The organism is Trinickia acidisoli (assembly GCF_017315725.1).
Classification (GTDB): Bacteria; Pseudomonadota; Gammaproteobacteria; order Burkholderiales; family Burkholderiaceae; genus Trinickia; species Trinickia acidisoli.
Map to the genome: position 1 here is coordinate 111,160 of NZ_JAFLRG010000001.1, position 25,196 is coordinate 136,355.

At 62.5% G+C, this 25,196-nt stretch carries 23 protein-coding genes; 15 read left to right on the forward strand and 8 right to left on the reverse strand.

Features of this window, described 5'->3' with window-relative positions; translation table 11 throughout:
* The first annotated feature begins 220 nt into the window (after positions 1–220).
* Genes J3485_RS00515 through J3485_RS00555 form a run of 9 tightly spaced genes read left to right on the forward strand, consistent with a single transcriptional unit; the run spans position 221 to position 12,000 of the window.
* Positions 221–1,315: a DegT/DnrJ/EryC1/StrS family aminotransferase gene (locus J3485_RS00515; protein ID WP_206955575.1), complete on the forward strand. Its 1,095-nt coding sequence runs from the start codon at positions 221–223 to the stop codon at positions 1,313–1,315.
* A gap of 36 nt (positions 1,316–1,351) precedes the next feature.
* Positions 1,352–2,083, forward strand: a complete 732-nt coding sequence (locus J3485_RS00520; protein WP_206950683.1) for a class I SAM-dependent methyltransferase — start codon at positions 1,352–1,354, stop codon at positions 2,081–2,083.
* A gap of 2 nt (positions 2,084–2,085) precedes the next feature.
* The gene (locus J3485_RS00525; RefSeq protein ID WP_206950684.1) at positions 2,086–3,303 is read left to right on the forward strand and encodes an aminotransferase class I/II-fold pyridoxal phosphate-dependent enzyme; all 1,218 of its coding nucleotides are present in this window, start codon (positions 2,086–2,088) and stop codon (positions 3,301–3,303) included.
* Complete coding sequence (locus J3485_RS00530) at positions 3,300–4,397, forward strand: DegT/DnrJ/EryC1/StrS family aminotransferase (protein WP_206950685.1); 1,098 nt, start codon at positions 3,300–3,302, stop codon at positions 4,395–4,397. Before J3485_RS00525 ends, J3485_RS00530 begins: the two co-directional genes overlap by 4 nt.
* Entirely contained in the window at positions 4,394–5,113 is a 720-nt protein-coding gene (locus J3485_RS00535) for a WbqC family protein (RefSeq protein WP_206950686.1), read from the forward strand. Before J3485_RS00530 ends, J3485_RS00535 begins: the two co-directional genes overlap by 4 nt.
* A 32-nt stretch (positions 5,114–5,145) precedes the next feature.
* Positions 5,146–5,829, forward strand: coding sequence for a glycosyltransferase (locus J3485_RS00540; RefSeq protein ID WP_206950687.1), 684 nt, complete (start codon positions 5,146–5,148; stop codon positions 5,827–5,829).
* 7 nt (positions 5,830–5,836) lie between these two features.
* Complete coding sequence (locus J3485_RS00545; protein WP_242538434.1) at positions 5,837–7,651, forward strand: O-linked N-acetylglucosamine transferase, SPINDLY family protein; 1,815 nt, start codon at positions 5,837–5,839, stop codon at positions 7,649–7,651.
* 36 nt (positions 7,652–7,687) lie between these two features.
* Positions 7,688–10,009 (forward strand): tetratricopeptide repeat protein, encoded by a 2,322-nt coding sequence (locus tag J3485_RS00550; protein ID WP_242538435.1) that lies wholly within the window; start codon positions 7,688–7,690, stop codon positions 10,007–10,009.
* A complete protein-coding gene (locus J3485_RS00555) occupies positions 10,009–12,000 on the forward strand; it encodes an O-linked N-acetylglucosamine transferase, SPINDLY family protein (RefSeq protein ID WP_206950688.1) in 1,992 nt (663 codons plus the stop codon). The genes J3485_RS00550 and J3485_RS00555 overlap by 1 nt, the downstream gene beginning before the upstream one ends.
* Here the strand turns inward: J3485_RS00555 and J3485_RS00560 are convergent.
* The 4 genes from J3485_RS00560 to J3485_RS00575 all read right to left on the reverse strand — a co-directional run bounded on the left by J3485_RS00560 (position 11,997) and on the right by J3485_RS00575 (position 15,978).
* Positions 11,997–12,866, reverse strand: coding sequence for a hypothetical protein (locus J3485_RS00560; RefSeq protein WP_206950689.1), 870 nt, complete (start codon positions 12,864–12,866; stop codon positions 11,997–11,999). The genes J3485_RS00555 and J3485_RS00560 overlap by 4 nt on opposite strands.
* Before the next feature lie 328 nt (positions 12,867–13,194).
* Positions 13,195–13,494 (reverse strand): flagellar protein FliT, encoded by a 300-nt coding sequence (fliT, locus tag J3485_RS00565; protein ID WP_206950690.1) that lies wholly within the window; start codon positions 13,492–13,494, stop codon positions 13,195–13,197.
* Between the two features lie 27 nt (positions 13,495–13,521).
* Positions 13,522–14,946, reverse strand: a complete 1,425-nt coding sequence (fliD, locus tag J3485_RS00570; RefSeq protein WP_206950691.1) for a flagellar filament capping protein FliD — start codon at positions 14,944–14,946, stop codon at positions 13,522–13,524.
* A gap of 213 nt (positions 14,947–15,159) precedes the next feature.
* Positions 15,160–15,978, reverse strand: coding sequence for a flagellin domain-containing protein (locus J3485_RS00575; protein ID WP_206950692.1), 819 nt, complete (start codon positions 15,976–15,978; stop codon positions 15,160–15,162).
* A gap of 781 nt (positions 15,979–16,759) precedes the next feature.
* On the opposite strand from J3485_RS00575, the gene rpsU reads away from it, so the two are divergent.
* Positions 16,760–16,972: a 30S ribosomal protein S21 gene (gene rpsU, locus J3485_RS00580; RefSeq protein ID WP_006401410.1), complete on the forward strand. Its 213-nt coding sequence runs from the start codon at positions 16,760–16,762 to the stop codon at positions 16,970–16,972.
* Between the two features lie 221 nt (positions 16,973–17,193).
* On the opposite strand, the gene J3485_RS00585 is transcribed toward rpsU, so the two are convergent.
* Entirely contained in the window at positions 17,194–17,622 is a 429-nt protein-coding gene (locus J3485_RS00585; RefSeq protein WP_206950693.1) for a hypothetical protein, read from the reverse strand.
* Between the two features lie 146 nt (positions 17,623–17,768).
* The gene (locus J3485_RS00590; protein ID WP_206950694.1) at positions 17,769–18,368 is read right to left on the reverse strand and encodes a DNA-3-methyladenine glycosylase I; all 600 of its coding nucleotides are present in this window, start codon (positions 18,366–18,368) and stop codon (positions 17,769–17,771) included.
* Between the two features lie 237 nt (positions 18,369–18,605).
* Here J3485_RS00590 and J3485_RS00595 point away from each other — a divergent pair, with 237 nt between their 5' ends.
* Together J3485_RS00595 and J3485_RS00600 are read left to right on the forward strand one after the other, a co-directional pair.
* Entirely contained in the window at positions 18,606–19,487 is an 882-nt protein-coding gene (locus tag J3485_RS00595; protein ID WP_206950695.1) for a glucosamine kinase nucleotide-binding domain-containing protein, read from the forward strand.
* A 166-nt stretch (positions 19,488–19,653) separates the two neighbouring features.
* Positions 19,654–20,478, forward strand: a complete 825-nt coding sequence (locus J3485_RS00600; protein WP_206950696.1) for a Cof-type HAD-IIB family hydrolase — start codon at positions 19,654–19,656, stop codon at positions 20,476–20,478.
* Positions 20,479–20,510: 32 nt separating this feature from the next.
* Here J3485_RS00600 and J3485_RS00605 read toward each other — a convergent pair whose 3' ends face one another.
* Positions 20,511–21,272, reverse strand: coding sequence for a histidine phosphatase family protein (locus tag J3485_RS00605; RefSeq protein ID WP_242538436.1), 762 nt, complete (start codon positions 21,270–21,272; stop codon positions 20,511–20,513).
* Between the two features lie 481 nt (positions 21,273–21,753).
* Here J3485_RS00605 and J3485_RS00610 point away from each other — a divergent pair, with 481 nt between their 5' ends.
* A complete protein-coding gene (locus J3485_RS00610; protein ID WP_206950697.1) occupies positions 21,754–22,053 on the forward strand; it encodes an H-NS histone family protein in 300 nt (99 codons plus the stop codon).
* 263 nt (positions 22,054–22,316) lie between these two features.
* On the opposite strand, the gene J3485_RS00615 is transcribed toward J3485_RS00610, so the two are convergent.
* Entirely contained in the window at positions 22,317–23,384 is a 1,068-nt protein-coding gene (locus J3485_RS00615; RefSeq protein WP_206950698.1) for a glycosyltransferase family 4 protein, read from the reverse strand.
* A gap of 656 nt (positions 23,385–24,040) precedes the next feature.
* Here J3485_RS00615 and flhD point away from each other — a divergent pair.
* On the forward strand, positions 24,041–24,361 hold the full coding sequence (gene flhD, locus J3485_RS00620) for a flagellar transcriptional regulator FlhD (RefSeq protein WP_206950699.1): 321 nt from the start codon (positions 24,041–24,043) through the stop codon (positions 24,359–24,361).
* 83 nt (positions 24,362–24,444) lie between these two features.
* Complete coding sequence (gene flhC / locus J3485_RS00625; RefSeq protein ID WP_206950700.1) at positions 24,445–25,026, forward strand: flagellar transcriptional regulator FlhC; 582 nt, start codon at positions 24,445–24,447, stop codon at positions 25,024–25,026.
* Positions 25,027–25,196 lie beyond the last annotated feature (170 nt).

Below are 25,196 nucleotides of genomic sequence, written 5' to 3' on the forward strand. Positions count from 1 at the left end.
TCATAGGCGCCGCCGCGATGCGGACAGCGCGAACGATTTGAGGACAAACATCTTGTTGACCCAGGCCGAAACGCAACGATTCGATATAGACGGCGACGAGTTGCAAGCACGCGCTGCCGCAGTGCCCGGCGCGTCGCATACTTTGCCGCCGGCGATCAATACGCGCGTTAGTGCGTTGGCAGATCCGAAGCAAGGTTTCATCCCCGTTACGCAGCCGCACATGCCGCCGCTTCCCGAGTTCATCCCGTACTTGGAGGAAATCTGGCGCCGTAAATGGGTGACAAACAACGGAGTGTTCCATCAGCAGCTCGAAGAGGCGCTGTGCGACCACCTCGGGGTCGAACATTTGTCGCTGTTCTCGAACGGTACGCTTGCATTGATCACGGCATTGCAGGCATTGAAGATCACCGGGGAGGTCATCACCACGCCGTTCAGCTTCGTGGCGACGACGCATGCGCTGCATTGGAACGGTATCAAGCCGGTTTTCGTCGACATCGATCGAGTATCGATGAATCTAGACGTCACTAAGATTGAAGCGGCGATTACGCCACAAACGACGGCGATCTTGCCTGTACACGTTTACGCGAACCCGTGCGACGTCGACGCGATCGACGCACTTGCCGACACGTACGGCCTACGCGTCATCTATGACGCTGCGCATGCATTCGGTGTGCGCGTGCGAGAGCGATCGGTGCTCGAATTCGGTGACATGTCGGTGCTCAGTTTTCACGGGACGAAGGTATTCAATACGTTCGAGGGTGGCGCCATCGTCTGTCGCGATGCAAAGACCAAGCGCCGGATCGACAACTTGAAGAATTTTGGCTTCATCGACGAGACCACCGTCGTGGCACCGGGTATAAACGGCAAAATGAACGAAGTGCAGGCTGCGTTCGGGCTGCTTCAACTCCAGCATATGGAGCATGTCATGGCAGAGCGTGCGCGGATCGATGCACGCTACCGCGACGCGTTCGCCGGCGTGAGCGGCATCGTATTGCACGATGTGGCGGCACATTGCTCGCGCAACTTCGCGTACTTTCCGGTTCGCGTAACCTGCGATTTCCCGATCGATCGCGATGCGCTATATGAGAAGCTGCGTGAGCACCAGGTCGCCGCACGGCGCTATTTTTTCCCGCTTATCAGCGAGTTTCCGACTTATCGCGGGTTGCCGTCGGCGGCACCGAGCAATTTGCCCATCGCCACGGAAGCATCACGACAAGTGTTGTGCCTGCCGATCTATCCCGCGCTCGAAGAACACGATCAGCAACGGATCATCGACGTCGTTCTTTCTTGCTTCGACGAAGGACACGCGCATTGAGTGAGTTTTTCGCTCGCTCCGCACCGGATCATTACCATGTCAAACGCAACCCCTTCGCCTGATCGCAGCTATCCGACAGTCGACTACGACGCGCATGCGCGCACGTGCCCGCCCGACGCATTTTGGGCGCAGGTGAAACGTACCGTGCACGGCAGGCCCGTTTCGGAGGAGCAGATCGAATGGATCGTCGGTGAAATCAAGCGCCAATTGACACTCGCGCCGGAGGATGTCGTGCTCGATTTGGCTTGCGGCAACGGCGCGCTTTCGCATCGCCTCAGCGATGCTTGCGCGGCCCTCGCCGGGGTCGATATCTCCGAGTACCTGATCGAGGTCGCCAACCGCCATTTCGCCGAACCCCCGCGGGTGACGTTCGCGGCTCAGGGCGCCGCTCAGTACGCCGCGACTGTTGCCGATCCGCAGCGCTTCACAAAGGTGCTGTGCTACGGCAGCTTTGCGTATTTTTCCGAGGACGATGCGCGTGCGACGCTCCACGCGCTCAGCGAGCGCTTCGTCAATGTGCGATCGGTCTTCATCGGCAATCTGCCGGACCGCGATCGCGCGACAGCGTTCTATGCGCCGCGTGAGCCTCAATCGGGCGAACTCGACGATCCGCGCGCGCAAATCGGAATCTGGCGCACGCGTGAGGCGTTTGCGCAGATGGCCGCTGCGGCCGGCTGGGACGCGCAATTCTCGACGATGCCCGGGGGATTTTTTTCCGTGCATTACCGCTATGACGTGCTCCTGCGCCGTAGCGTGCAAGGAGCGTGACGATGGATGTGCGCGCCAATCGGCGCTCGGCCAGTGAGCTTGCGCTGTTCGGCGGCTCGAAATGGTTCGCTGTGCCGAAGTCGACATCGAACCTCGTCGGCCCGGATTTCAATCGCTTTCTCGATTACTCGCGGCCCATCTTCGAGGCTGTCGGCCAGCCGCCGGGCGTGGTGACGGCTCAGTTCGAGGCACGTCTTGCGGTATTTCATGAGGCCGAGCATTGCATTGCGTTTTGCAGCGGTTTTTGGGCGCTTGCTACTGCAATCGTCGCGCTGGCGCGCGCCGGACGGAGAGAGGTGATTATTCCGTCGCTGACTTACCGCCGTATGGCGGACGTCATTGCCTGGACCGGCTTGCTGCCGCGCTTTTGCGAGGTGGATGCCGATACGCTCGCGATCAGTGCGGCGACCGCGGCTCCTTGGATCAACGACGATACCGCTCTACTGCTTGCCGTGCATCCGATCGTCAATTGCTGCGACGCCCAGGCCTTGGTCGATTTGTCGAACGATGCCGGCTTGCCAATTCTGTTCGACGGCGTTGAGTCCGTCTATGAGCGGTGTACCGACGATCGCGGCCTGCCGCGCAGGGTTGGCGCGTTTGGACATGCCGAATGTTTCTCGCTCCATGCGAGCAAGCTCATCAACGGATTCGAAGGCGGCTATGTGACGACGAACGATTCCGAGATCGCACGTCGGCTTGTCGCGTTAAGAGATGGTTCGACAATGCTTCCCGGTGCGATCGATGCGCGCTTGACCGATGTCCACGCGGCCATGGCGCTCGCCAACTTGGACGAACTCGATGCGCAGGTCGAGCGCAATCGTGCACGCTATGAGCGCTATCGGGCGGTGCTCGCCGGAGTAGCGGGCGTTCGTTTGCTTACGTTCGACGAAACTCAGCCGACGAGCTATAAAAATATCGTCGTCGAGCTGACGGCCGAGTGGCCGCTTACGCGCACGCTCACGCTCGAGATACTGAATGCCGAAAACGTGCTGGCGCGCGCCTATTACGCGCCGCCGTTGCATGGCAAGCCGATGGCCTATCCGCATATCCCCGCCGAGCTGCCTGTGACCGATGGGCTCGCGCAGCGATTCATGCTGCTGCCGTGCGGCGAGTTCGTCACGCTTGAGGATATCGATGAAGTCGTCGAATTGCTCGCGTTCATATACATGCAAGCTGATGCCATCGGGGTTTGCCGCGCAAATCAGGAGGCGACGCGATGATGCTGCACGTGGGGCAGCTCAATGTGCCGTCGCGGGATCGCTATGAAGCAATCATGCGCGGCATATTCGAGCGCCGTTACTACACCAATCAGGGACCACTCACGCGAGCATTCGAAGAGCGTTTACAAGCAGTCCTAAACGTTAAGCACGCTATCTGCGTCACGAATACCACGATCGGGCTGATGATGGCGAGCGAAGCGCTGTGTATCAGCGGACGCGTCATCGCACCCGCGATCCGCAACGTTACGCTGGCGCATGCGCTGTCCTGGTGTCGCGTGGAGCCGGCCTTCGCCGATGTCGATGCTGTCGACGGCCAACTCGACGTCGATGCGCTCGCCGTGAGCATCGCCAAGATGGGCCCGGTGAGCGCAATCGTTGGTGCGAACCTGTGGGGCGATGCTTGCGATGCGTCGGCACTCGTTGAGTTGGCGCGAGAGCACAAGCTACCGATAATGTTCGACTCGTCGCATGCATTCGGTTGCGTGACGGCGGGGCAGCGCATCGGCGGTTTCGGCGACGCTGAAGTGATTTCGTTCGACGCGGCCGATATTGTCAACGCCGGAGGGGGGGCATGTGTGACGACCGACGATGACGAGCTTGCCGCCCGTCTGCGTAATATTCGCAGCAGCTACGGCGCCGGACGGCCCGTCGCGGTTGTGAAAACGTCCAACGGACGCATGTCGGAGGCGCAGGCAGCACTAGGTCTGATGAGCTTGGACGACTACGACGCGAACCGTGAACGCAACCAGACGTTGTTCGAGGCATACCGTTCGGGATTAAGCGCGACCCCAGGCATTCGCGTTGTCGAACCCAGACGAGTCGACATCTCCAATCACCAAACGCTCGTATGCGCTGTCGACGAGGACGTGTCGGGCTTGTCGCGCGATAGATTGATTGCACGGCTCGCTGAACACCAAATCGAAGCCGTCGCCGTCCGTGCGTTTGATTCGAATGAACGATTCGCCGCGGATATCGAAAGATCGTGGTTGCGTTTGCCGCTCGGTGCGCATGTCGGTGTAAGCGACGTCGAGCGCGTGTGTACGCTTATCGGTGAAGCCGTGGCCCGACGTTGCTCGACAGGGAGCGCGGCATGAGGCTCGGTATTATGCAGCCTTATTTCTTTCCCTACTTCGGTCATTTTGCGTTGATCGCGGCCGTCGATGAGTGGATTGTTTTCGATGTCACGCAGTACACGCCGAAAACGTGGATGAACCGCAATCGGATTCTTCACCCGAAGGAAGGGTGGCAGTACGTGAGCGTGCCGCTGGCGAACGGTTCCATATCGATCCGCACGCACGAGGCGAAGCTGTTTGATCCTGCCGCTGCCGAGACTGCGCTAATCGGCAAGCTATCGGCGTTTCGCCGGCAAGCGCCGTTTCATGCGCGTGTCGTCGATCTGATCCGTCATGCGTACGCGACGCGCCAGGACGATACGCTTTGCGCCCTGAACGTGAGTACGCTGCGTACGGTATGCGACTACCTCGGTGTGCCGTTTAGCTATCGGATTTGCTCGGAGCTCAACCTGACATTTCCCGAGCAAATGGGTGCCGGTGATTGGGCCCCGTTCATTTGCGAGGCGCTCGGCGCCACAAGCTACATGAATCCGGCGGGAGGGCGGGCACTATTCGATCCTTCACGGTTCGCACGCATCGGCGTGGAACTGTCGTTTGCCGAGGTCGCTGAGTTTGCCTATGAGCCCAAACCATATCGATATGAGCCGCACCTGTCGATTCTCGATGTGCTGCTTTGGAATGAGCCGGAACGCATTGCCAAGGCGCTGCGCGAAAACCTGACACTCGCAGCAGCTTGAGTGTCACGCGAACCTCAGAAAGTATTGATCCCATGAAGCCGATTCGACTCGTTTGCGGTACCCGGTATAGCGAAGCACAGTTCGTCGAGCAGTCCGTGCTCGGGCGCTCGCTCAAGCTTTACGACTATCCGCCGCAACAAGAGCTTCTGCTGTTCGACAACAATCGCACCGGCCTGTCGACGATCTACAACCGTGCGATCGAGCATGCCAAGGCGCACCCGGCCATCCTCGTGTTCATCCACGACGATATTTCGATCTGCGATTTCCACTGGGTCGATCGCATTCATGAAGGACTTAAAAGCTTCGATGTCATCGGGCTTGCCGGCAATACGCGCCGCATGCCGCTTCAGCCGTCATGGGCGTTCACGCCCGAGTTGAAGTGGGATCAACGCGAGTTCTTGAGCGGAACGGTTGGCCATGGAGATGGTTTTCCCTGCAAGGTTGTCTCGCACTTCGGGCCTGCAGGTCGGGCCTGCAAGCTGCTCGACGGCCTCATGCTCGCCGCCGACAGCGACCGACTCGTGCAAAGCGGCTTGCGCTTCGATGAGCAATTCGACTTTCATTTCTACGATCTCGATTTTTGCCGGCAGGCCGAACTAAAGGGCGTGACGATGGGCACTTGGCCGATCAGCGTCGTGCATCAAAGCGGCGGCGCCTATGGCAAGCCGGAATGGCGCGCCGCTTACGAACGCTATTTGCGCAAATACGGCGAGTGACGCGGCGATGCAGACCATGACGCATCCGGCCATCCCGCCGATCGAGAACGGCCTCGCGCTGTTGCAGGCAGGCCGCTTGGCCGAAGCGGCCGCGGTGTATCGGCAGATTCTCGCGGTGCAGCCGACCCACCCCGATGCGTTGCACTTGCTCGGCCTCGTCGCTTATTACGAAGGCAACTATGGCGCGGCCGTCGAACTCATCATGGCGGCGCTAACGCACCATACGAGCGAGATGTTCTACGCCAATCTCGGCAATGCGTTCGCGGCGCAGGGCAAGCGTGCGGCCGCGATCGAATGCTTCCGGCAAGCGATTGCGCTGAAGGCCGATTACATCCAAGCGCACAACAACCTCGGCAATCTGATGCGGGAGCAACGCGACTTCGCACAGGCCGTGCAGTGCTTTCGCACCGTCATCGCTCTCCAACCCGACTACGCCGAAGCCCACAACAACCTCGCCAATGCGCTCGTCGATCTCGGCGACCTCGACGCCGCGATCGAAGCCTATCGCCATGCGATCGCGCTCAGGCCCGATTTCGTCGAACCGCGCAGCAACTTGCTGTTCATTCTCAGCTATCGCGACGACTTGACCCAAGCCGACTATTTGGCGCAAGCCATCGAGTTCGGCCGTGTCGCCACCGCGAAAGCCAAGCCGTGGCGCGATTGGCATGTGTCGCTGGCCCCGCCCATGCCCGGCGATCATCGCAAGCCACTGCGCGTCGGTTTAGTCTCCGGCGACCTGAAAATTCACCCGACGGGCCACTTTCTCGAAAGCCTCCTCGCGCACATCGACCGTAGCCGCATCGAACTCGTCGCGTATCCGACGCGCCGCTTCGAAGACGCGCTGACCGCACGCATCAAGCCGCATTTCTCCGCTTGGACCCCGCTCGCCTCGTTGAACGACGAGCAAGCCGCCGCACGCATTCGAGACGATCGCATCGATGTGTTGCTCGATCTGTCGGGGCACATGAACTTCAATCGCTTGCCGTTGTTCGCCTGGCGGCCGGCGCCCGTGCAAGCGAGCTGGCTCGGTTATTTCGCGAGCACGGGCTTGCCCGCGATGGATTACCTGCTCGGCGATCCTCACGTGTTGCCGCCCGAGGCACAGCAGCACTACACGGAACGATTGTTGCGCTTGCCCGACAGCTATCTATGCTTCACGCCGCCGGCGGAGCGCATCGACGTCGGGCCGCCGCCGCAGGCCGCGCAAGGCTATGTGACGTTCGGCTGCTTCAATCATTTGATGAAGATGAACGAGGGCGTCGTCGACGTCTGGGCGCGCATTCTCCACGCGGTGCCGCGCTCGCGTCTGTTCCTCAAGGCGAGGCAACTCGACGACGCGCCCACGCGCGACCGGACGCTCGCGCGCTTTGCCGCGCGGGGGATCGATGCGTCGCGCTTGATCCTCGAAGGGCAATCGCCGCGCGCCGACTATTTCGCGGCCTATAACCGCATCGATATCGCGCTGAGCCCCTTTCCGTATCCGGGCGGTACGACGAGCGTGGAAGGTCTTTGGATGGGGGTGCCCGCGCTCTGCCGGCGCGGCGATCGTTTTTTGTCGAACATCTGCACGAGCATGCTGCATTCGGCAGGCTTGGCCGAATGGATTGCTCAGGACAACGAAGCATATGTGGCCAAAGCGGTTGCCTTCGCCGCGGATGTGTCGCGTCTTGCTGCGCTGCGTAAGACGCTGCGCGCGTCGCTGCTCGCTTCGCCGCTGTGCGATGCCGCGCGCTACGCGCGTCACCTCGAAGCGGCGCTCGAGGCGATGTGGCGCGACGGCACCGCGCGTTTGCATCGCCCGCTCGGCGCGACGACGGCTTAACGACGACGTAACGACGGCGTTAAGCCGCTTCTTCCCATGACGGTATCGAACATGCAAGACGTCGCCAAGCTGCTCAACGCTGGGTTGGCGCATCACCAGGCGGGCCGGCTCGTCGAGGCGAAGGCGCTCTATGCGCGCATCCTCGCCGATCGGCCGAAGCATCCCGATGCGCTTCATTTCATGGGTCTGCTCGCTTGCCAGATCGGCCAGCGCGAGGCCGGCATCGCACTCATGCGCGAGTCGATCGCCGCGCACGCGAGCCCGATTTACTACAACAACCTCGGCAATGCGCTGTGCGAAGCGCACCAGCTCGACGATGCGGTATCGGCCTATCGCCGTGCGGTCGAGCTCGATCCCAACTACGCCGATGCGCACAACAACCTCGGCAACGCGCTGCGCGAGCAGGGTGACGCCGGTGCGGCACTCGCGAGTTGCGCACGCGCGATCGAGATCAAGCCCGGCTACGGGCAGGCCTACAACAATCTCGGCAACGCGCTGAAAGACCTCGACGAGCTCGATGCGGCGATTGCCGCCTACGGCAAGGCGATCGCCGCCATGCCCGCATTTGCGCAGGCGCACTTGAATCTCGGTGTGGCGTTGCAGGCGAAAGGTCACGGCGATGCGGCACTCGAATGCCTGCGCGAAGCCGTGGCGCTCGCACCGGGATTGGCCGCGGCGCACGACAAGCTCGCCGGTATCTTGATGCATCGCGGCGACATCCACGGGGCGATCGACGCGTATCGGCGCGTCGTCGATCTCACGCCGGAATCCGTTCACGCGCACAACGTGCTCGGCAACGCGCTGAACGGCGCCGGACGCGTGCCTGAAGCGGTCCCGTGCTACGAGCGCGCGATCGCACTCGATCCCGAGTTCGCCGACGGCTATCACAACCTGGCCAATGCGCTCAGGCGTCTCAGCGCACCCGAGCGCGCACTGGGCTACGCGCGCCGAGCCATCGAACTGCGCGGCGACACGCCGCCGTTTCACAACAATCTCGGCACCATCCTCGCCGATTTGGGCCAACCCGACGACGCGCTTGCCTGCTACCGCGACGCGCTCGCGCTCAATCCCGATTTCGGCGAATCGCACACCTGTGTGCTGTTCGGGCAGTCGTACGTGTCGAACTGGTCGGCGCAGACGCATTTGGCCGATGCGCGCCATTTCGGCGAAAAGATGCGCGCGCGCGCAACGCCTTATACGCAGTGGCCGGCGCTGACCGAGCGTGCCGACACAGGGCGGCCGTTGCGTCCCTTACGTCCTTTACGTCCTTTACGCGTGGGCTTCGTGTCGGCGGATCTGCGCAAGCATCCCGTCGGCTATTTTTTCGAATCGGTGCTGGCGCAGCTCGATCGCACGCGCATCGAGCCGATCGCCTATTCGAACGCGTTGCACAGTGACGAGCTGACAGCGCGCATTCAACCGCGCTTCGCGCTTTGGCGTCATGTCGCCGAAATGGACGATGCCGCGCTCGCGCAACGGATTCACGATGACCGCATCGACGTGCTGATCGACCTGTCCGGCCACACGGGACGCAACCGGCTGCCCATGTTCGCGTGGCGGCCCGCGCCCGTTCAAGTGAGCTGGCTCGGTTACTTCGCGACGACGGGGCTCACCGAGATCGACTATCTGTTGGCCGATCCACACGTGGTGCCGCCCGGTGAGGAAGGGCAGTACACGGAACGCGTCTGGCGTTTGCCCGATAGCTACCTGTGCTTCACCGTGCCGGAGCAGCCCGAACCGATCGGGCCTTTGCCCGCGCTCGCGAATGGCTGCTTCACGTTCGGCTGCTTGAACAATCACAAGAAGCTCAATGACGGCGTGATCGCTGTCTGGTCGCGCATATTGCACGCGGTGCCGCATGCGCGGTTGTTGCTCAAGAACCATCAGCTCGGCGAGCCGTCGATCCTGCGCGATACGTTCGCACGCTTCGCCGCGCACGGCATCGGTGAAGCGCGTTTGCGGCTCGAGGGCCCTTCCACACGCGAGCAGTACTTCGCCACCTATCGTCAGGTGGATCTCGCGCTCGATCCGTTTCCCTATCCGGGCGGCACGACGAGCGTCGAGGGGCTGTGGATGGGCGTACCCGTCTTGACGTGCCGCGGCGATCGTTTCCTTTCGCACTTGGGGGAACTCGTGTTGAAGACGGTGGGGTTGCCCGATTGGATCGCGGCCGATACCGAAGACTACGTCGCACGCGCGGTTGCTGCGACGCGTGATCTGCCCGCGCTGGCCGCGCTTCGCGCGGGACTGCGCGAACGCGTCGAGCGCTCGCCGCTCACCGACGCGCCGCGCTTCGCCAAGCATTGGATGACGGCGATCGAGCAGATGTGGCAAACGAAGATCAAGGAAATCGCGTAATGACGACGGTCGATCAAAGCGCTTTTGCGCTCGTCGAGGACGGTATCGCCCATCATCGCGACGGCCGCCTGCAAGCGGCGCGCGAGCGCTACGAAGCGGCGCTCGCGCGCGTGCCGCGCCACGCCGATGCGCTGCACTTGCTCGGCGTGGTCGCGATGCAGGAGCAGCGCTATGCCGATGCGCTGCGCTTGATCGGAAGTGCGATCGAGATCAGCCCGCAGGCCGCGTATTTCGACAACCTCGGTTGCGCGCTCAGAAGCTGGGGCAAGCTCGAGGCGGCGGTGGAAAGCCATGAGCAGGCGATCGCGCTCGATCCGAGGCATTTTCGTGCGCACAACAATCTCGGCATGGTCCTGCTGCAAATGCGGCTGCCGGCTGCCGCGGCGTCGAGTTTTCGCAAGGCGGTGGCGCTCAATCCCGCGTTCGAGCAAGCGCACAGTAACCTCGGCAACGTGCTGCGAGAACTCGGCGAGGCGAAGGCGGCGGAAGAGCATTGCCGCAAGGCGATCGCGCTGCTGCCTGCGTTCGGCGAGGCGCACAACAACCTCGGCAATGCGCTGAAAGCCCAGGGCAAGCTGGCCGAGGCGGCCGCGTGCTACGAACAAGCGCAGCGTTTGATGCCGCACGAAGCGCAGGTGGCGCTGAACCTCGGCATCGTGCTGCGCGAGACGGGTGCCCACGCGGCATCGATCGCGGCTTTCCGCCGCGCCATTGCGTTGCGGCCGGCGTGGAGCGAGGCATGGAGCAATCTGCTGTTTACGCTGAGCTTCGCGCAGGATGTCGCGCCGCGCGACTACTTGATCGAAGCGCTCGCCTTCGGCCGCGTGGCGAGCCAACTGGCGCGGCCGCATACCGAATGGCTCGTCGATCGAACGCCGGGCGCGCCGCTGCGGATCGGCTTCGTTTCCGGCGATTTGCGTACGCATCCGGTGGGGTTCTTCCTCGAAGGCGTGCTCGCGCATCTGAATCCGGCGCGCGTGCAGTTGTTCGCTTATTCGACGCGCCCCGCCGAGGACACGTTGACGCAGCGCTTGAAGCCGCGCTTCGCCCAGTGGCGCAGCCTCGTCGGGCTCACCGATGAGGCTGCCGCAACGACCATCCGCAACGACGGGGTGCATATCCTGTTCGACATGTCGGGACATACCGACAGCAACCGTCTGCCGGTATTCGCATGGAAGCCGGCGCCCGTGCAGGTGAGCTGGATCGGCTACTTCGCCTCGACGGGGCTCTCGGCGATCGACTACGTGCTCGGCGACGAATGGGTGTTACCGCCCGAGGAGGCCGCGCATTTCATCGAGCGTCCGTGGCGGTTGCCGCACGGCTATCTGTGCTTCACGCCGCCCGAGTCGACGACGACGATCGATGCCGAGGCGATGAACGATACGGCTCGCGCGCTGACGTTCGGCTGCTTCAGCGATCTCGTGAAGGTGAACGGTCGCGTGGTGGCGATATGGTCGCGCATCCTGCATGCCGTGCCCGGCGCGCGGCTGTTCTTGAAGGCCCAGCAACTCGCCGACGACGCGCAGTGCGCAGCGACGCTCGAGCGCTTCGCCGCGCATGGCATTGCGCCCGATCGCCTTCTGATGGAAGGCCCCTCGCCGCGGGCCGAGTATTTGGCGGCGTACCGCCGAGTCGACATCTCGCTCAGTCCGTTCCCCTATCCGGGCGGCACGACGACGGCCGAAAGTCTTTGGATGGGCGTGCCGGTGCTGTGCCGGCACGGCGATCGCTTCCTCGGGCACTTGTGCGAGAGCGTGCTTCAGAGCGTCGATCTCGGCGACTGGATTGCGCTCGACGACGATGACTACGTTGCGAAGGCGGTCGCGTTCGCGAACGAGTGGCAAGCCTTGGCGGCGTTGCGCGGCACCTTGCGCGCGCGCGTGTCGGGCTCCTCGTTGTGCCGGCCCGATCGATTCGCGCGCACGCTCGAAGAGCAATTCGAAGCGATGTGGCGCAAATGCGCGAGCAACGGCAACGCTAAGGAGTCCTAAGCAGTGCCCGTCGGCATGTTGTTCGCACGCCGGGCCGTTTCGAGCAGTGTATTGCGCACCTGCTGGAAGATCCGCAGATATTGATGGCTGCCGTGTTCGATCGCGGCGGTCTTCAAGGCATCGAGCACGAGCAGATCGGCCGGATAAGGGCTCGCGATCGAGCCCGACATCGGCAGCCGCAGCGGATCGTAGTGCCTTACCCGCCAGTGCTTCTCTCTGAGCAGCAACAGCGAAACGATGCGCTCCTGCACGAATACCTTCGCCGGGACGAAATCGTTCGCATAGGGGATCGGCCCGTTGAGCAACTGCGCGAGCGCGCTCGTGCCGGCCTCCGCCACCGAGAACAGCACCTCGTTGACCGCGAGCCAGCGGCGCCAGAACGCGGGCGTCGCCACGAAATAATTGCAAAAGATGCTGTGTCGCGAATCCATCACGACGTTGTGCGGGTCGAGCCCGGGCGCGACGAAGGCGACGGCTTGTTCGAAGACGGGCCAACTGTTCGCGTGATTGGTCGCGGCTTGATCGAACGTATTCAGATGGACGGCGCCTTGATCGAAAAACGGCGAAAACCCGATGACGTCGACGTCGCGCCCCACCGTGGCGAGGAACGTATGAACGGCGGCCGAATCGAGCGTGGTCTTTTTGCCGAATTTCGGAGAAAAGAATCCGTAAAGCGTGTTTTCGTCGAGGGTATGGCTTTGCAGGTAGCTGCGAATCGGCCAATACTCGCGCCAATCGGGACGCTGGCCGCGGTTGTCGAGCGCGATGAAACCGGGGTCGAGCTGCGCTCGCGTGGCCTCTGAGTAAAAAATCTGGCGAATCTCGACGCGGCGGTTGCCGACGGGCGGGCTCGACGGTGCGTGCATGAGTGAATCTCAGTCGATTGACAGGGTATAGCGCGCAGCGCGCGGGCGCACGGCGGCGAGTAGACAGTGTGCCAGCCGGCCTGCGCATCGCATTGCTCGAACAGCGCGCGAATCCGGCCTCAATTTGTGCCGTGCGGTGTGCCGCACGATGCGCGGCGCAGGAAAAAAATAAAGCCGCGTTGCCGCGGCTTCGAGTGTGACGCACCGCTCTCGCATCGAGCGGTTGTTCTTCGTATCTTGTTCCGCGACTGCATGCCGCCGAAGGCGGTGCGCCTCCTTATGCAAGGCGCGGCGCGCCCGACTGCCTCCGCGGCGTTCCGGCCGGGCGTTATCGCAATTGCCCCGCCGTCTGATATTGGCGCGCGGCCGACACGCGCCGCTGCGCTTCGCTAAAGCGCGCCGAGATCGCGTCGCGCGCGGCGGACGCCTTCTGCATGATCGTTGCGTTCATGTCCCGAATTTCGTGGATCATGACGAGCGCTTCATCGGTCTGCTCCGCGGTCAGCGACATGATGAGCGGCGAACGTTCCTCGGCAAGATCGGCCGCGAAGCCGAAGTCGCCGGCGTCGAGCGCCGCGACGAGCGTGCGCGTCAATTCGTAGGCGCGCGAGAGCGATTCGTTCTGCATGGTTGCGAACTCCTGGCGGAGGTTGCGTTACGACTTGTTTATCGTGCCGGCGGAGCCGTCGCCCCCGAACAATTGATTCAAATACGACGTGTTGCTTTGTGTCTCGGCCATGAGCGAGTCGAGCGCGGTGAACTCCGTCTGATACTGCGTCGTCAACGTGGCCGCGTAAGCCGACAGCGTGCTGTTCGCCTCGCCTTGGTTCGTGATATCGGTATTGATCGACGATTCGCGCTGCGCGATCTGGCCCGTGACCGGCGCGATGAACGTATTGATCAGCGAGTTCAACTGCTCGCCGATGCCGTTCGTTGCGTTGAACACCGACGACACCGTGCTCGGCGACGACGCGAGCGTCGCTTGCAGCGTCGCGGACGTGAACGTCAGCGTTCCCGTATCGGTCAAGTTGACGCCGATTTGCGCCAGCGTGAGCGTCTGCCCGCCCACGGTGATGCCGCCCGAGACGATCGACGCAATGCCGTTGACCGCCGAGTCGAGCATCGAATCGCCGAGCAGGGGGCCGGCCGTCGCAGTGCTCGAGCTGTAGGAGGCGAGCGACTGGGTGGTCGAGATCCACGAGTTGTACGCGCTGACGAAGCTCTGTACGTCGTTGGTGATGGCCGACGTGTTGGTTGCCACCGACAGCGTCTGCGACGTGCCGACCGAAGCCGAGGAAAGGCTCAGCGTGACGCCGGTCAATGCGTTCGTGACGTTGTTGCTGGCGCTGTCGACCGGTTCGCCGCTGATCGTCAGCTTGGCGTCCTGGCCGGCCGTCTCTTGCGTGAAGTTGGCCGTGGCCATGCCCGAGTCGACGGTCGGGTCGGCCGTGACCGAAATGTCGTTGGCCGCGCCGGTTTGGGTCGACGTGAGCACGAGATGCTGCCCGTCCGTCCCCGTCACGACGGCGGCCGTCACGCCGGGGTTGTTCGATGCGCTGTTGATCGCACTCGCGATGCCGGACAGCGTGTTGTTCGACGAGTTCAACGCGATCGTCATCGTACTGCTGCCGATCGTGATGTTCAGGTTGCCGGTGCCGAGCGTCGCGTTGGTCGCATAGGCCTTCGACGAAATCTGGTTGGCCGTGGCGATTTGCTGCACGGCCACCGTGTACGAGCCTGCCGCGGCGTCGGACGTGGTCGTGGCCGTGATGCCGCTGCCGCTCATCGTGGCAGACAGCGCGGTGAAGGCGCTACCGTCATCCAGGCCGGCCAGCGACGATTGCAGCGAGGAAAGCGATGAATTCACCTGGCCGAGTGCGGACAGCGTGGTGTTGTCGCTCGAGATCGCGTTGTCGATCGTCTGCTGCTGCCCCGCGGTGCTTGCGGTCACGAGTGCCGAGACGAGTGAAGTCACATCGAGCGTCGAGCCGGTCGCGCCGCTCAAGATTGATTGCGCTGCTTCTTGCAGAACGCTGTTGGCGCTCGCGATGGCGCTGCTCGCTGAAGTTACGGTACTCATGCCAGGCTCCGTGCGTTGCCGCGGGATCGGGATTCCAAGTTGGGCCGTGCGTCGAAAAAAACAGCGGCCGGTCTATCAATGCACAACGGGAGGTATCCCTCCCGATCGAGCTTTCGACTCTTTTTGCCGGCAACGCCGGACGCAGTGCGACGCGTCTGGCGTTGCCGGGCGCGCGGCGAGCCCTCGTTGCGGCCCGCGGCGCGAAGCTTACGCTTATTGCAGGAGCTTGAGCACGTTTTGCGGCAGCGAGTTCGCTTGCGCGAGCACCGAGATACCGGCTTGTTGCAGCACTTGCGCCTTCGACAGGTTGGCCGTTTCTTGCGCGTAGTCGGCGTCCACGAGTTGCGACTGGGCGGACGACAGGTTCGTCGATTCCGTTTGCGTGTCGGAGATGGCCGACGTGAACGTGTTCTGCGTTGCACCGAGCGTTGCTTGGAACGTGTTCACTTGCGTCAGCGCTGCTTGGATCGCCGTCATCGCGTTTTGCGCGCCCGACGTCGTCGAGATGTCGATGCCGCTGATGCCAAGGCCCGTCGTCGTCCACGACGTCGTACCGAAGTTCGCCGTGATCGTTTGGTTGGCCGATGCGCCGATCTGGAAGTTCACGCTGCCCAGGCCGCCGAGCACGGTTTGGTTGTTGAACGTCGTTTGCGATTCAACGCGGTTGATTTCCGTCAGACGCGTGTTCACTTCAGTCTGCAGGTCGGCCTGCGCTGCCGAGCCGAGCGAGCCGTCGCCCGATTCCACGGCGAGCTGATAAATACGTTGCAGGTTCGAGACGGTCGACGAGATCGCGCCCGAAGCGGTTTGCACCATCGAGATACCGTCGTTCGCGTTTTGCTCGCCTTGGTTCAGCGCGTTGATCGACGCCGTTTGCAGCGTCGAGATCGCCATACCTGCAGCATCGTCGGCCGCGGTGTTGATGCGCTTGCCCGAGGACAGGCGGGTGATGGCTTGCGACAGCGCGGAGCCCGAACTATTCAGGTTCGTTTGCGTTTCGAGCGACAGAATATTTGTGTTGATGTCTAACATTTTGCTTCCTCGTTTGGAATACGGTCCAGGGACTAGGCTGGTTCGGGGTTCGGCGTCGCGCTTTCGCGAATGGCGCTGCCCGCCTGTCCTGGTTGTCGGCGAGGTCGAGAAAAAACTTTAGGGACCGACCGACGAATTCATGCGCCCGGACGTCGATGTTCACCTGAAAGTCAAGCTGGATAAAGGTTGCAAGGAAACTAAACGTTTGCGAAGCGGGGCTGAAAATCGTGCGGCGAAGCAAGGCTGTCAATCGTGGCCGCGAACAAATGGTGGTGCGCTGCACGTTTTTCTGCTACCATCGCGGGTCGAATTGAGATCGCTGCCGTTTTCATTTGAGATCTGCCGCCCTTTCGCTGCCTCGGCTAGGACTTATAGGACTATAGGTCGTGCCGCAGTGGGCTCGCGGTGCTTCGCGAGTGGGTATTGGCAAGGGCTGGCAAGGGCTGGCAAGGGCTGGCAAGGGCTGGCAAGGGCTGGCAAGGGCTGGCAAGGGCTGGCAAGGGCTGGCAAGGGCTGGCAAGGGCTGGCAAGGGCTGGCAAGGGCTGGCAAGGGCTGGCAAGGGCTGGCAGGCATTGGCAAGCTCTCCGGTAGCCAAACGCGGCGTCGGCAAGGTATGTCGATCGGCGTGCGCGGTGAACGCTCCGCTCTCTCTTTTCAGGCCTGTCCGGCTGTATCAACGCCCGCGCTGCTAAAGCGGTAAAGCAGCGTGGCGGCGAAGTCCATCGGACTGGCGCGTGCGCGAAAGCGCGCTACGCATTTGAACGTAACTTTGGGAATTTCATGACGACCATTCTTCTGAAGGAAAACGAGCCGTTCGAAGTGGCGATCCGCCGCTTTCGTCGCGCCATCGAAAAGAACGGCCTGATCGCCGAGCTGCGCGAGCGTCAGTCCTATGAAAAGCCGACGGCCGTGCGCAAGCGCAAGAAGGCCGCTGCGGTCAAGCGCCTGCACAAGCGTCTGCGCAGCCAAATGCTGCCGAAGAAGCTGCACTAAGTCGTGCCGCGCTGTCCTTGGCGACAGCGAAGCGAAGACGGACGAGCGGCGGTGGGCTTCGAAAGAAGCCGCACCGCCGTTTGCTTTGGTGCGCGTGGATGCATTGGATGCGCGCTCACGCGCGCGGTCAGCGCATGCCGCTGCCTCTACGTGCCCTCGGTCTCTGCGTACCCGTCTTTGCGTACCCTTTACGCTTTACGCGCCTGTGTGCCTCTCGTGCTTCAGGCCGCGTGTTTTTCGAGCTGCGCGGCCGATAGGTCGAATTGCCGCGCGATCGATGCGAGCCGCTCGCTCCATTCCCATACGCCGAATGCGTCGTGCACGTTCTGCAGGCAACTGAGCAGATTCACCGTGGTCGGATCGTAGATGTTCACGCGCGCCTTCAGCAGCGCTTTCTTCAGCGCGGCGACGCCGGCATCCATGTAGGCTGGAACGGCGGTGGCCGGCTTGTCGACGTAGCGGACGGGCACGCCTTCCATCGCGCTCATGTAGTCGCGCGGATGAATGAGGCGGCCGATGGGGCACCCTCCGCGAAAGCCGTGATAGGCGCCGCCGCCGCGCGGCAGCAGCGCCGCTTGCCGCTGCGAGAAAAGGTGATCGACGGCGTGATCGAACAGTTCCTGATGCGTCAGGAAGTGCAAGGTTTTCATGATCTTGATCGGCTGCGCGGGGCAGCGCTTATGTCGTTGCTCGTGAGTGCTTTAACGGCCGCGGTGGGCAAAGTTACAGCGTTTTGGGGATATTCCTCACGAGGCGCGTTGCGATCAAGCATTTTTTGCCGAGCGTTGCGTACGCGTCACGGACGAGAGCGTGCGCGAGGCCGCTTGGCGAGCGCGGCGCAGCGCTCGCGCGACGCGCAGTTCGTTTGATGATCGTTGACCATGCCGACGGCTTGCATGAACGCGTAGCAGATCGTCGAGCCGACGAATTTGCAGCCATAGCCTTTCAGCGCTTTGCTCAGCGCATCCGAGGCCGGCGTGGACGCTGGGGCGTGCTCTTTGTAGAGCGCCCAATCGTTTTGCACGGGCTCGCCGCCGACGAACGACCAAACGAAATTGGCCAGGGAGCCGTGTTCGGCGCGAATGCGCAAGACGGCGTGCGCATTGACGACGGCCGATTCGATCTTGGCGCGATTACGGACGATGCCTGCGTCTTGCACTAGGGCATCGATCTTCGCCGGCGTGAAGCGTGCGACCGCCTCGACGTCGAAATTCGCAAACGCGCGACGATAGTTCTCTCGCTTGTTGAGAATCGTCGACCACGACAAGCCCGCCTGCGCGCCTTCGAGCACGAGCATCTCGAACAGATGCCGGTCGTCGTGCGAGGGCACGCCCCATTCGGTGTCGTGGTAATGCTCGTCGGCCGGGGTTCTCACCCAGTTGCAGCGTTCGGTCATGGATGCCTCTCGTGGCCCGGCGCGCGAGGCTCGGGCCGTTCAATATCGGTTCGTCGCGGCGCCGGCGCTCGTCGTTGTTCTTGATGACCGGTGCCGGATTCGATTGCTCGCAAGCATAGCGCAGCGGCGGCGAAGGGCAACTCGGCCGTTCGGCCAATTGGCGTCGCCGCGCGAAGCCGGTAATCTTTCGGGCGTTCACACTGTTAGCGAGGCGGCGCGGTGCCGCGGGTGGCAAGTATGGAAGCAACGTTTTTTTTGATGGGTGTCGACGGCGGCGGAACGGGCACGCGCGTGGTGCTGGCCGACGCGCACGGCGTCGAGCTCGCGCAGGCCGAGGGCGGGGGCTCGGGCCTCGCGCTTGGTGTGGCGCGCGCCTGGCAAGCGATCGAAGCGGCATGCGCGCAGGCGTTCGCGGCCGCCGGGCTGCAGCTCGATTGGGCGCGCTGTGCACTTGGCTGCGGGTTGGCCGGGGTCAACAATCGCGACTGGTTGGCTGACTTCGTCGCGCGCGCACCGAAGCTCGCGGCGCTCGATGTCCAAAGCGACGCCTACACGACGCTGCTCGGCGCGCATGGCGGCGAGGCCGGCGTGATCGTGGCGGTCGGCACGGGCAGTATCGCGGCGGTGCTCGATCGCGACGGAGCTTGCCGTATCGCGGGCGGCTACGGATTTCCGTCGGGCGACGAAGCGAGCGGGGCGTGGCTGGGTTTGCGTGCCGTCGTCCACGTCCAGCAAGCGCTCGACGGCCGCGCGCGCCCCGACGCGTTTTCCGACGCGCTGCTCGCTCGCATGAGCGTGTGCGACCGCGACGCGCTGGTCGTGTGGCTCTGCGAAGCGAATCAAACCGCTTACGCCGGGCTTGCGCCCGTCGTACTCGCGCATCGCGATCATCCCGTGGCGGCGGCGCTCCTCGCTCAAGCCGGAGCCGACATCGCCCAGCTCGTCGATGCGCTCGATTCGAGCGCGCGGCTGCCCATCGCCCTGTGCGGCGGGTTGGCCGCGCCGCTCGCGGAGTACGTGCCGGCGTCGCACCGCACGCGGCTGCGGCCGCCGCTGGCCGACTCCGCGCACGGCGCGCTCGAACTGGCGCGGCGTGCGCTGGCGCGCACGAAACCCTAGGGCAGAGGGCGTGTTCTAGCGCGGTTGCGCGCAGCCTTGGCGGCGCGGCATAAAATAGCGTCTGCGCCATCGCCCTTCTTTCCCGCTTCTTTCTTGCTTCTTTGTCGCGAGCCGTATCGCACCCTTATCGCACTCTTCTCGCACCCTTATCGCCTTACCGTCCGCCATGTACAAGCTTGTCGCTACCGATCTCGATGGAACGCTGCTGAACAGCGATCATCAGCTAGACCCGTTCACGGTGAAGACGGTGCGCCGGCTCGCGCAATCGGGCGTGCAATTCGTCATCGCCACGGGCCGCCATTATTGCGACGTCGCCGGCATTCGCGACGTCCTTGGCATTCGGCCATACCTCGTCACGTCGAATGGCGCCCGCGTGCATGCGCCCGACGACACGATGATCCATGCACGCAATCTATCGAGTGAGGTCGTGCGCCGGCTCGTGCAACCCGAGATCGTCGGCGCGCACGGCCGCGTTATCGTCAACTTATTCGCCGACGGCGCATGGCTCATCGATCGCGATGCCCCCGAACTGCTCGCGTTTCATCAGGATTCGGGTTTTTGCTATGAGGTGATCGACATGCATGCGCATGATGGGAGCGAGATCGCGAAAGTGCTTTATATCGGCGAGCCCTCGGATCTCGCGCAAATCGCGGCGCGCTTGCAGGGCGAATTCGGCGACGCGCTTTATGTCACCTATTCGCTGCCCGATTGTCTCGAAGTCATGACGTCGAACGTTTCGAAAGGACGCGCGCTGCAATTCGTGCTCGACCGTCTGCAAGTGCATGCCTCGCACTGCGTCGCATTCGGCGACAACATGAACGACATCGATCTGCTCGAGACGGCCGGGCATCCGTTCATGATGAACAACGCCAATCCGGATTTGATCGCGCGTCTACCGAATGTGCCGCGTATCGGCAATAATTTTGAAGCCGGCGTTGCGCATCATTTGCGCAAATTGTTTTCGATTACCGACGAACTCACGGCCTCATAGGCAAGCTACCGCTTTCTCGTCGGGCCGATGCTTCATCGAGAAGCGGGCGCCGGCGCATCGGGCAACGCCGCGCACGGGCAATCCTTGCTGCGTCCGTCGAGGCCTTCATGGTCGAGGACGAACGTCGCGCGCGGCGCCTGGCCGTGGGCATCCCAATCGAGCTTGACGACATACATGCTGTCGAAATCGCGGCTGCGCCAATGCGGAACGTCTTGCTTCGCACCGCCGTACCCGTTCATGAGGCTGCGCACGAGCGCTTCGATTTCATGATGTTCCCAGGCCGTCACGATCAGCTTGCCGGCATTCGCGGGCTTGACGAGCTCGTGCGCCAGCGCATCGATTTGCGCATATCCGTAGGTCGTGTCGACGGGCAGGGCGAATTGAATCGCGGTGGGCTCGATCGTCGCTAGCGGACGGACATAGTCGTACGACACGCCGTCGTCCGTCTTACGTACCGACGGATTGGGCGCGTAAATCGCATCGGGCTTGCCGAACTTCGCCGCAACGACGGCCGGCAACGCCAACGCGCGGTTCAACCCCTGGCAGTCGAGCTGCCCATCGCCTTGCGCGGGCTTTTCGCCGTGCCGCACGAAGACGAGCGTTTCGGTTTCAGCCGATGCGTTCCGCGCAACGCCAATGCCGACGAGGCCAACGGCCAGCGCGACCCATGCGGCCGCGAACGAAAGCCCCGCCCGTGACCGCGGCGACGAGCGACGACGCGGCAGGGGAGGCCGGCGGCTTTGCCGATCGGCAGGGCTTGCATCGGCATTCCGATCGGCATTGCAACGTGTCATGACGCTTCCTTTCCGTGAAGGGGGGCGAACCGGGAATGGGCCTGGAATAAGCCCGACATCAACCCGAAATCAACCCAAAATCGGCCTCGAATGAGCTTCGAGTGCGAGCCGATTCTAGCAGCGGCGCCTGCACTCGCTCGTGCTCGTTTCTTGCGGATACGGATACGTTGAATTATTTCGGAATGCTAACGACCGGCGCTACCGTGGCCATGGTGAGCCGTTGCGTGAATGCCCAATGCGGCATCGTATGCGGCGCCATTAGAGCGCGCGGCGAACGCTCACGGCATTGGCGCGCATTCCCACCATTGGGCCGCCGTCGGCGCCCGGCAATTCGCCCAATAATGAGGCTTTACGCACGGTGCACGCCGCTTTAAGAATTATCATACGATTTCATGGCATATCGGGTAAATTCGGCATTGCCAGTGAGGTTCATTCCGACTAATCTCGGAGCAAACTCGTTTTTCAATCTAGGGAGACCATGATGTCCCAATACGCGGAACTGAAGGCCAAGATCGCAGAATTGCAGGCAAAAGCGGATGACGCACGCCGTCAAGAAGTCGTCAACGTGATTGCGGAAATCAAGCAAAAGATCGTCGAATTCGGACTCAGTGCGCATGACCTCGGCTTCGCCGAAGCCGCACGGCGCGGCCGTCCGCCGAAGAAGGCGCCGCTGCCGCCGAAGTTCCAGGACCCGAAGTCCGGCAATACGTGGAGCGGACGCGGCAAGCCGCCGAAGTGGATCGTCGGCAAGAACCGCGATCGCTTTCTCATCGCTCAGTAATACCGCGATTCAATGGCGATGCCCGGTGCCGCGACGGTGCCCGGCATCGCGTTCCGCGGCCGTCGGGCCAAGCACGCTTACCGGTCCCAACCGCGCTCAATTAGCGGGACACGCGTGGGCGCTTTTCATTGCGCACACGATCGACGGATGACGCGCCGCGCAATGCGGATGGCGTTTTCTTTCGAATTATTTCGAGCGCGTAATGAGCTTTCATTACCGCTGTTACTTCATTACATAACGGCGTCATTCCTTCCGTATTCGGGTTATCCCGCGGCGACGCTATGTAGACGCGTTCGTCCAGCGCCCTGTTCGAGCAGCGTCTCATAGCATTTCACGTAGTTGCTTGCCATCGTATGGGCGGTAAAGCGGCGTTCGAACTGCGCGCGAATTTCCTCGCGCGATAGCTCGTCCAGGCGCTGCAGCGCCGCGACGGCGCCTTGCACGTCCTCGACGATGTAGCCCGTCACCGCATGGTCGACGACCTCGGGCACCGAGCCGCGATTGAACGCGATCACGGGCGTGCCGCACGCCATCGCTTCGATCATGACGAGGCCGAACGGCTCGCACCAATCGATGGGGAACAACAGCGCTTTGGCGCGCGATAGGAATTCGGGCTTGCGCGCTTCATCGATCTCGCCGACGAATTCGACGTGCGCCTGCGAAAGCAGCGGTTCGATCTCCTGCTTGAAATAGTCTTGGTCGACTTTGTCCACCTTCGCGGCAATCTTGAGCGGCATGCCGCTCATGGCCGCGATCCTGATCGCCGTATCGACGCGCTTTTCCGGACAAATGCGCCCAAGAAAAGCCAAGTATTCGGGTTCGCCATGCGATTGCGGCGTCAACAAGCGCTCGGGCAGGCCGTGATAAACCGTCCCGCGCCAGCGTGCCTGCGGTAGGGGCATCCGTTGCGATTGCGAAATCGAAACGACATTGGCCTGCGAAAACGTATCGAATACGGGCTGCAACTCGGGCAGGTCGAGCCGGCCGTGCAAGGTCGTCACCGAGGGCGTACCCGCGTCGGCGAAAAGCGAGAACGGCAAATAGTCGAGATGGAAATGGAGCACGTCGAATTCGGCTGCGACGCGACGCACCTTTTCCAGCAGCAGCATATGCGGTGCGAGCGCATCGCGGATCGACGGGTCGAGCCGCAGCGCGCGCGGCCAGGCTGAGTCGAGCGTGGCCGACGTGATCGAATCGCCGCTGGCGAACAGCGTGACGTCGTGTCCGAGGTCGACCAACGCTTCGGTCAAATACGACACGACGCGTTCGGTGCCTCCGTAAAACTTCGGCGGTACGGCTTCGTAAAGCGGCGCGATCTGAGCGATTCGCATGCGTCAATCTCCTTTTCGTGCGGGCGTCGTTACGTGGGGCGGCAATACGCAGCACATGGCACTGCGCCGCCGATCACCTTCGGGCTGTGCTGCCATTATCGGGAATGCGTCCCGCCGGCATGAGCGGGTTTTCAAACCCTTAATCCTTGTTACAGGGCGAAACAGCGGGCGCTCGCGGCATCCCGCATTCCGGTAAAACGGGCCTGATGCGTCGTCGGCAGCCGGCAATTGTTGCGACGTGATGACGCGGCTCCCTATAATTCGAACCCCTCGCATCGACGCAACGCCGCATCGCTGAGCGTTTCTCGTGCCAGCCCTTCCCTTGATGTGCGCGAGGCCCGCCGCCGCCCTTTGCGCGCCATGTCAGAAAAATTCCTACACGCTTTCTAGACATTTCCGGCATCGACCGGAGGTGCTCTTCCTATTTCCACCCTTTTTACATTTCGACACAATTTGGGCCAAGACCAAGAACGGGTGGCATCGCGCATCGGGAGAGACGGTGTCGAGCAAACGTTTCCGAAGGACTGGGCTTCGCATGGGATTGGAGGAGGGCGCTCAAGCGCCGATTCCGATCGAATGCGAAGCATGGGACCGGGGCCGGGCACTGACGTAAAGCGCCCGCCGCGGTCGACACATTCGATTGACCCGGGGGAATCATGAGCGCCACAACCGAAATGCTCAGCGAGATCAAAGAAGTCAATCTCTCGTATTTGTTGCTCGCGCAGCGTCTGTTGCGGGAAGACAAGGCGATGGGCATGTTCCGTATGGGTATCGGCGATCAGTTGGCCGACGTCCTCGCGAACCTTTCGTTCGCGCAGACCGTGAAGCTCGCCGCATCGAACCAGCTTCTGTGCCGCTTCCGCTTCGACGATCACGCCATCCTGTCGTCGCTCGCCGACAAGGGCAAGACGGCTTCGCTCGCGCAAGCGCATTCCGCCATCCTCATGGCGAGCCAACCGGTTGAATCGATCAATTGACGAACAACCGTACGCAAAGCGGCCGGCTAGCGCACCGGCGCGGTCATGGACTCGGTATTAAGTAAACGGGGCACACGGCCGATATGGCAACCAAGAGCGTCGTGCTCGAAGTCAAGGAAATCACCCTGGCGATCGAGCTGATCGAATTGGGCGCGCGTCTGCAATTGCTCGAAGCGGAAACGAGCTTGTCGCGCGATCGGCTCATCAAGCTATACAAGGAATTGAAAGGTGTGTCGCCGCCCAAGGGCATGCTGCCGTTCTCCACGGACTGGTTCATGACCTGGCAGCCGAACATCCATTCGTCGCTTTTTTACAATATTTACCGGTTCATGGCGCGACACGGCCGCTGCGAAAGCATTCAGTCCATCGTGAAAAGCTACCGGTTGTACCTCGAGCACACGGCGCTCAACGGCGACGAGCCGCTCTTGAGCCTGACGCGCGCTTGGACGTTAGTGCGCTTCTTCGAATCCGGGATGCTGCAGCTCACGTCGTGCACGCGCTGCCGTGGGCACTTCGTCGCGCACGCGCACGACCCGCAGCACGGGTTCGTGTGCGGGCTCTGCCAGCCGCCGTCGCGGGCCGGCAAGACCAAGAAATTGGCCGCGGCCAAGGCTGGGCAAGACTCGACGGCCACGCAGCCGGCCGTCGCCGCACTCGCTGCTTAGTGGCTGCTCAGTGGCTGCTCAGTGGCGACTTAGTTGCCGCTGGGTTGCCGAGCCGGGCGGCGGGGCTGTTCGGGGCTGGCCCGGAGGTATCGTCCACAGCGCTGCGGGCCAGGCCGAATGCGCTATCCCGCCTTCGCCGTCCTGGTTTACACGGCATTCCCCGACCCTCT

Coding starts and splice junctions, on each gene's coding strand:
- J3485_RS00610 (WP_206950697.1), top strand. CDS start 21,754: ATGTCCCAATACGCGGAACTGAAGGCCAAGATCGCAGAATTGCAGGCA.
- flhC (WP_206950700.1), top strand. CDS start 24,445: ATGGCAACCAAGAGCGTCGTGCTCGAAGTCAAGGAAATCACCCTGGCG.
- J3485_RS00605 (WP_242538436.1), bottom strand. CDS start 21,272: ATGACACGTTGCAATGCCGATCGGAATGCCGATGCAAGCCCTGCCGAT.
- fliD (WP_206950691.1), bottom strand. CDS start 14,946: ATGAGTACCGTAACTTCAGCGAGCAGCGCCATCGCGAGCGCCAACAGC.
- J3485_RS00535 (WP_206950686.1), top strand. CDS start 4,394: ATGAGGCTCGGTATTATGCAGCCTTATTTCTTTCCCTACTTCGGTCAT.
- J3485_RS00600 (WP_206950696.1), top strand. CDS start 19,654: ATGTACAAGCTTGTCGCTACCGATCTCGATGGAACGCTGCTGAACAGC.
- J3485_RS00525 (WP_206950684.1), top strand. CDS start 2,086: ATGGATGTGCGCGCCAATCGGCGCTCGGCCAGTGAGCTTGCGCTGTTC.
- J3485_RS00590 (WP_206950694.1), bottom strand. CDS start 18,368: ATGACCGAACGCTGCAACTGGGTGAGAACCCCGGCCGACGAGCATTAC.
- flhD (WP_206950699.1), top strand. CDS start 24,041: ATGAGCGCCACAACCGAAATGCTCAGCGAGATCAAAGAAGTCAATCTC.
- J3485_RS00560 (WP_206950689.1), bottom strand. CDS start 12,866: ATGCACGCACCGTCGAGCCCGCCCGTCGGCAACCGCCGCGTCGAGATT.
- rpsU (WP_006401410.1), top strand. CDS start 16,760: ATGACGACCATTCTTCTGAAGGAAAACGAGCCGTTCGAAGTGGCGATC.
- J3485_RS00555 (WP_206950688.1), top strand. CDS start 10,009: ATGACGACGGTCGATCAAAGCGCTTTTGCGCTCGTCGAGGACGGTATC.
- J3485_RS00530 (WP_206950685.1), top strand. CDS start 3,300: ATGATGCTGCACGTGGGGCAGCTCAATGTGCCGTCGCGGGATCGCTAT.
- J3485_RS00540 (WP_206950687.1), top strand. CDS start 5,146: ATGAAGCCGATTCGACTCGTTTGCGGTACCCGGTATAGCGAAGCACAG.
- J3485_RS00595 (WP_206950695.1), top strand. CDS start 18,606: ATGGAAGCAACGTTTTTTTTGATGGGTGTCGACGGCGGCGGAACGGGC.
- J3485_RS00550 (WP_242538435.1), top strand. CDS start 7,688: ATGACGGTATCGAACATGCAAGACGTCGCCAAGCTGCTCAACGCTGGG.
- J3485_RS00545 (WP_242538434.1), top strand. CDS start 5,837: ATGCAGACCATGACGCATCCGGCCATCCCGCCGATCGAGAACGGCCTC.
- J3485_RS00585 (WP_206950693.1), bottom strand. CDS start 17,622: ATGAAAACCTTGCACTTCCTGACGCATCAGGAACTGTTCGATCACGCC.
- fliT (WP_206950690.1), bottom strand. CDS start 13,494: ATGCAGAACGAATCGCTCTCGCGCGCCTACGAATTGACGCGCACGCTC.
- J3485_RS00615 (WP_206950698.1), bottom strand. CDS start 23,384: ATGCGAATCGCTCAGATCGCGCCGCTTTACGAAGCCGTACCGCCGAAG.
- J3485_RS00575 (WP_206950692.1), bottom strand. CDS start 15,978: ATGTTAGACATCAACACAAATATTCTGTCGCTCGAAACGCAAACGAAC.
- J3485_RS00515 (WP_206955575.1), top strand. CDS start 221: ATGCCGCCGCTTCCCGAGTTCATCCCGTACTTGGAGGAAATCTGGCGC.
- J3485_RS00520 (WP_206950683.1), top strand. CDS start 1,352: ATGTCAAACGCAACCCCTTCGCCTGATCGCAGCTATCCGACAGTCGAC.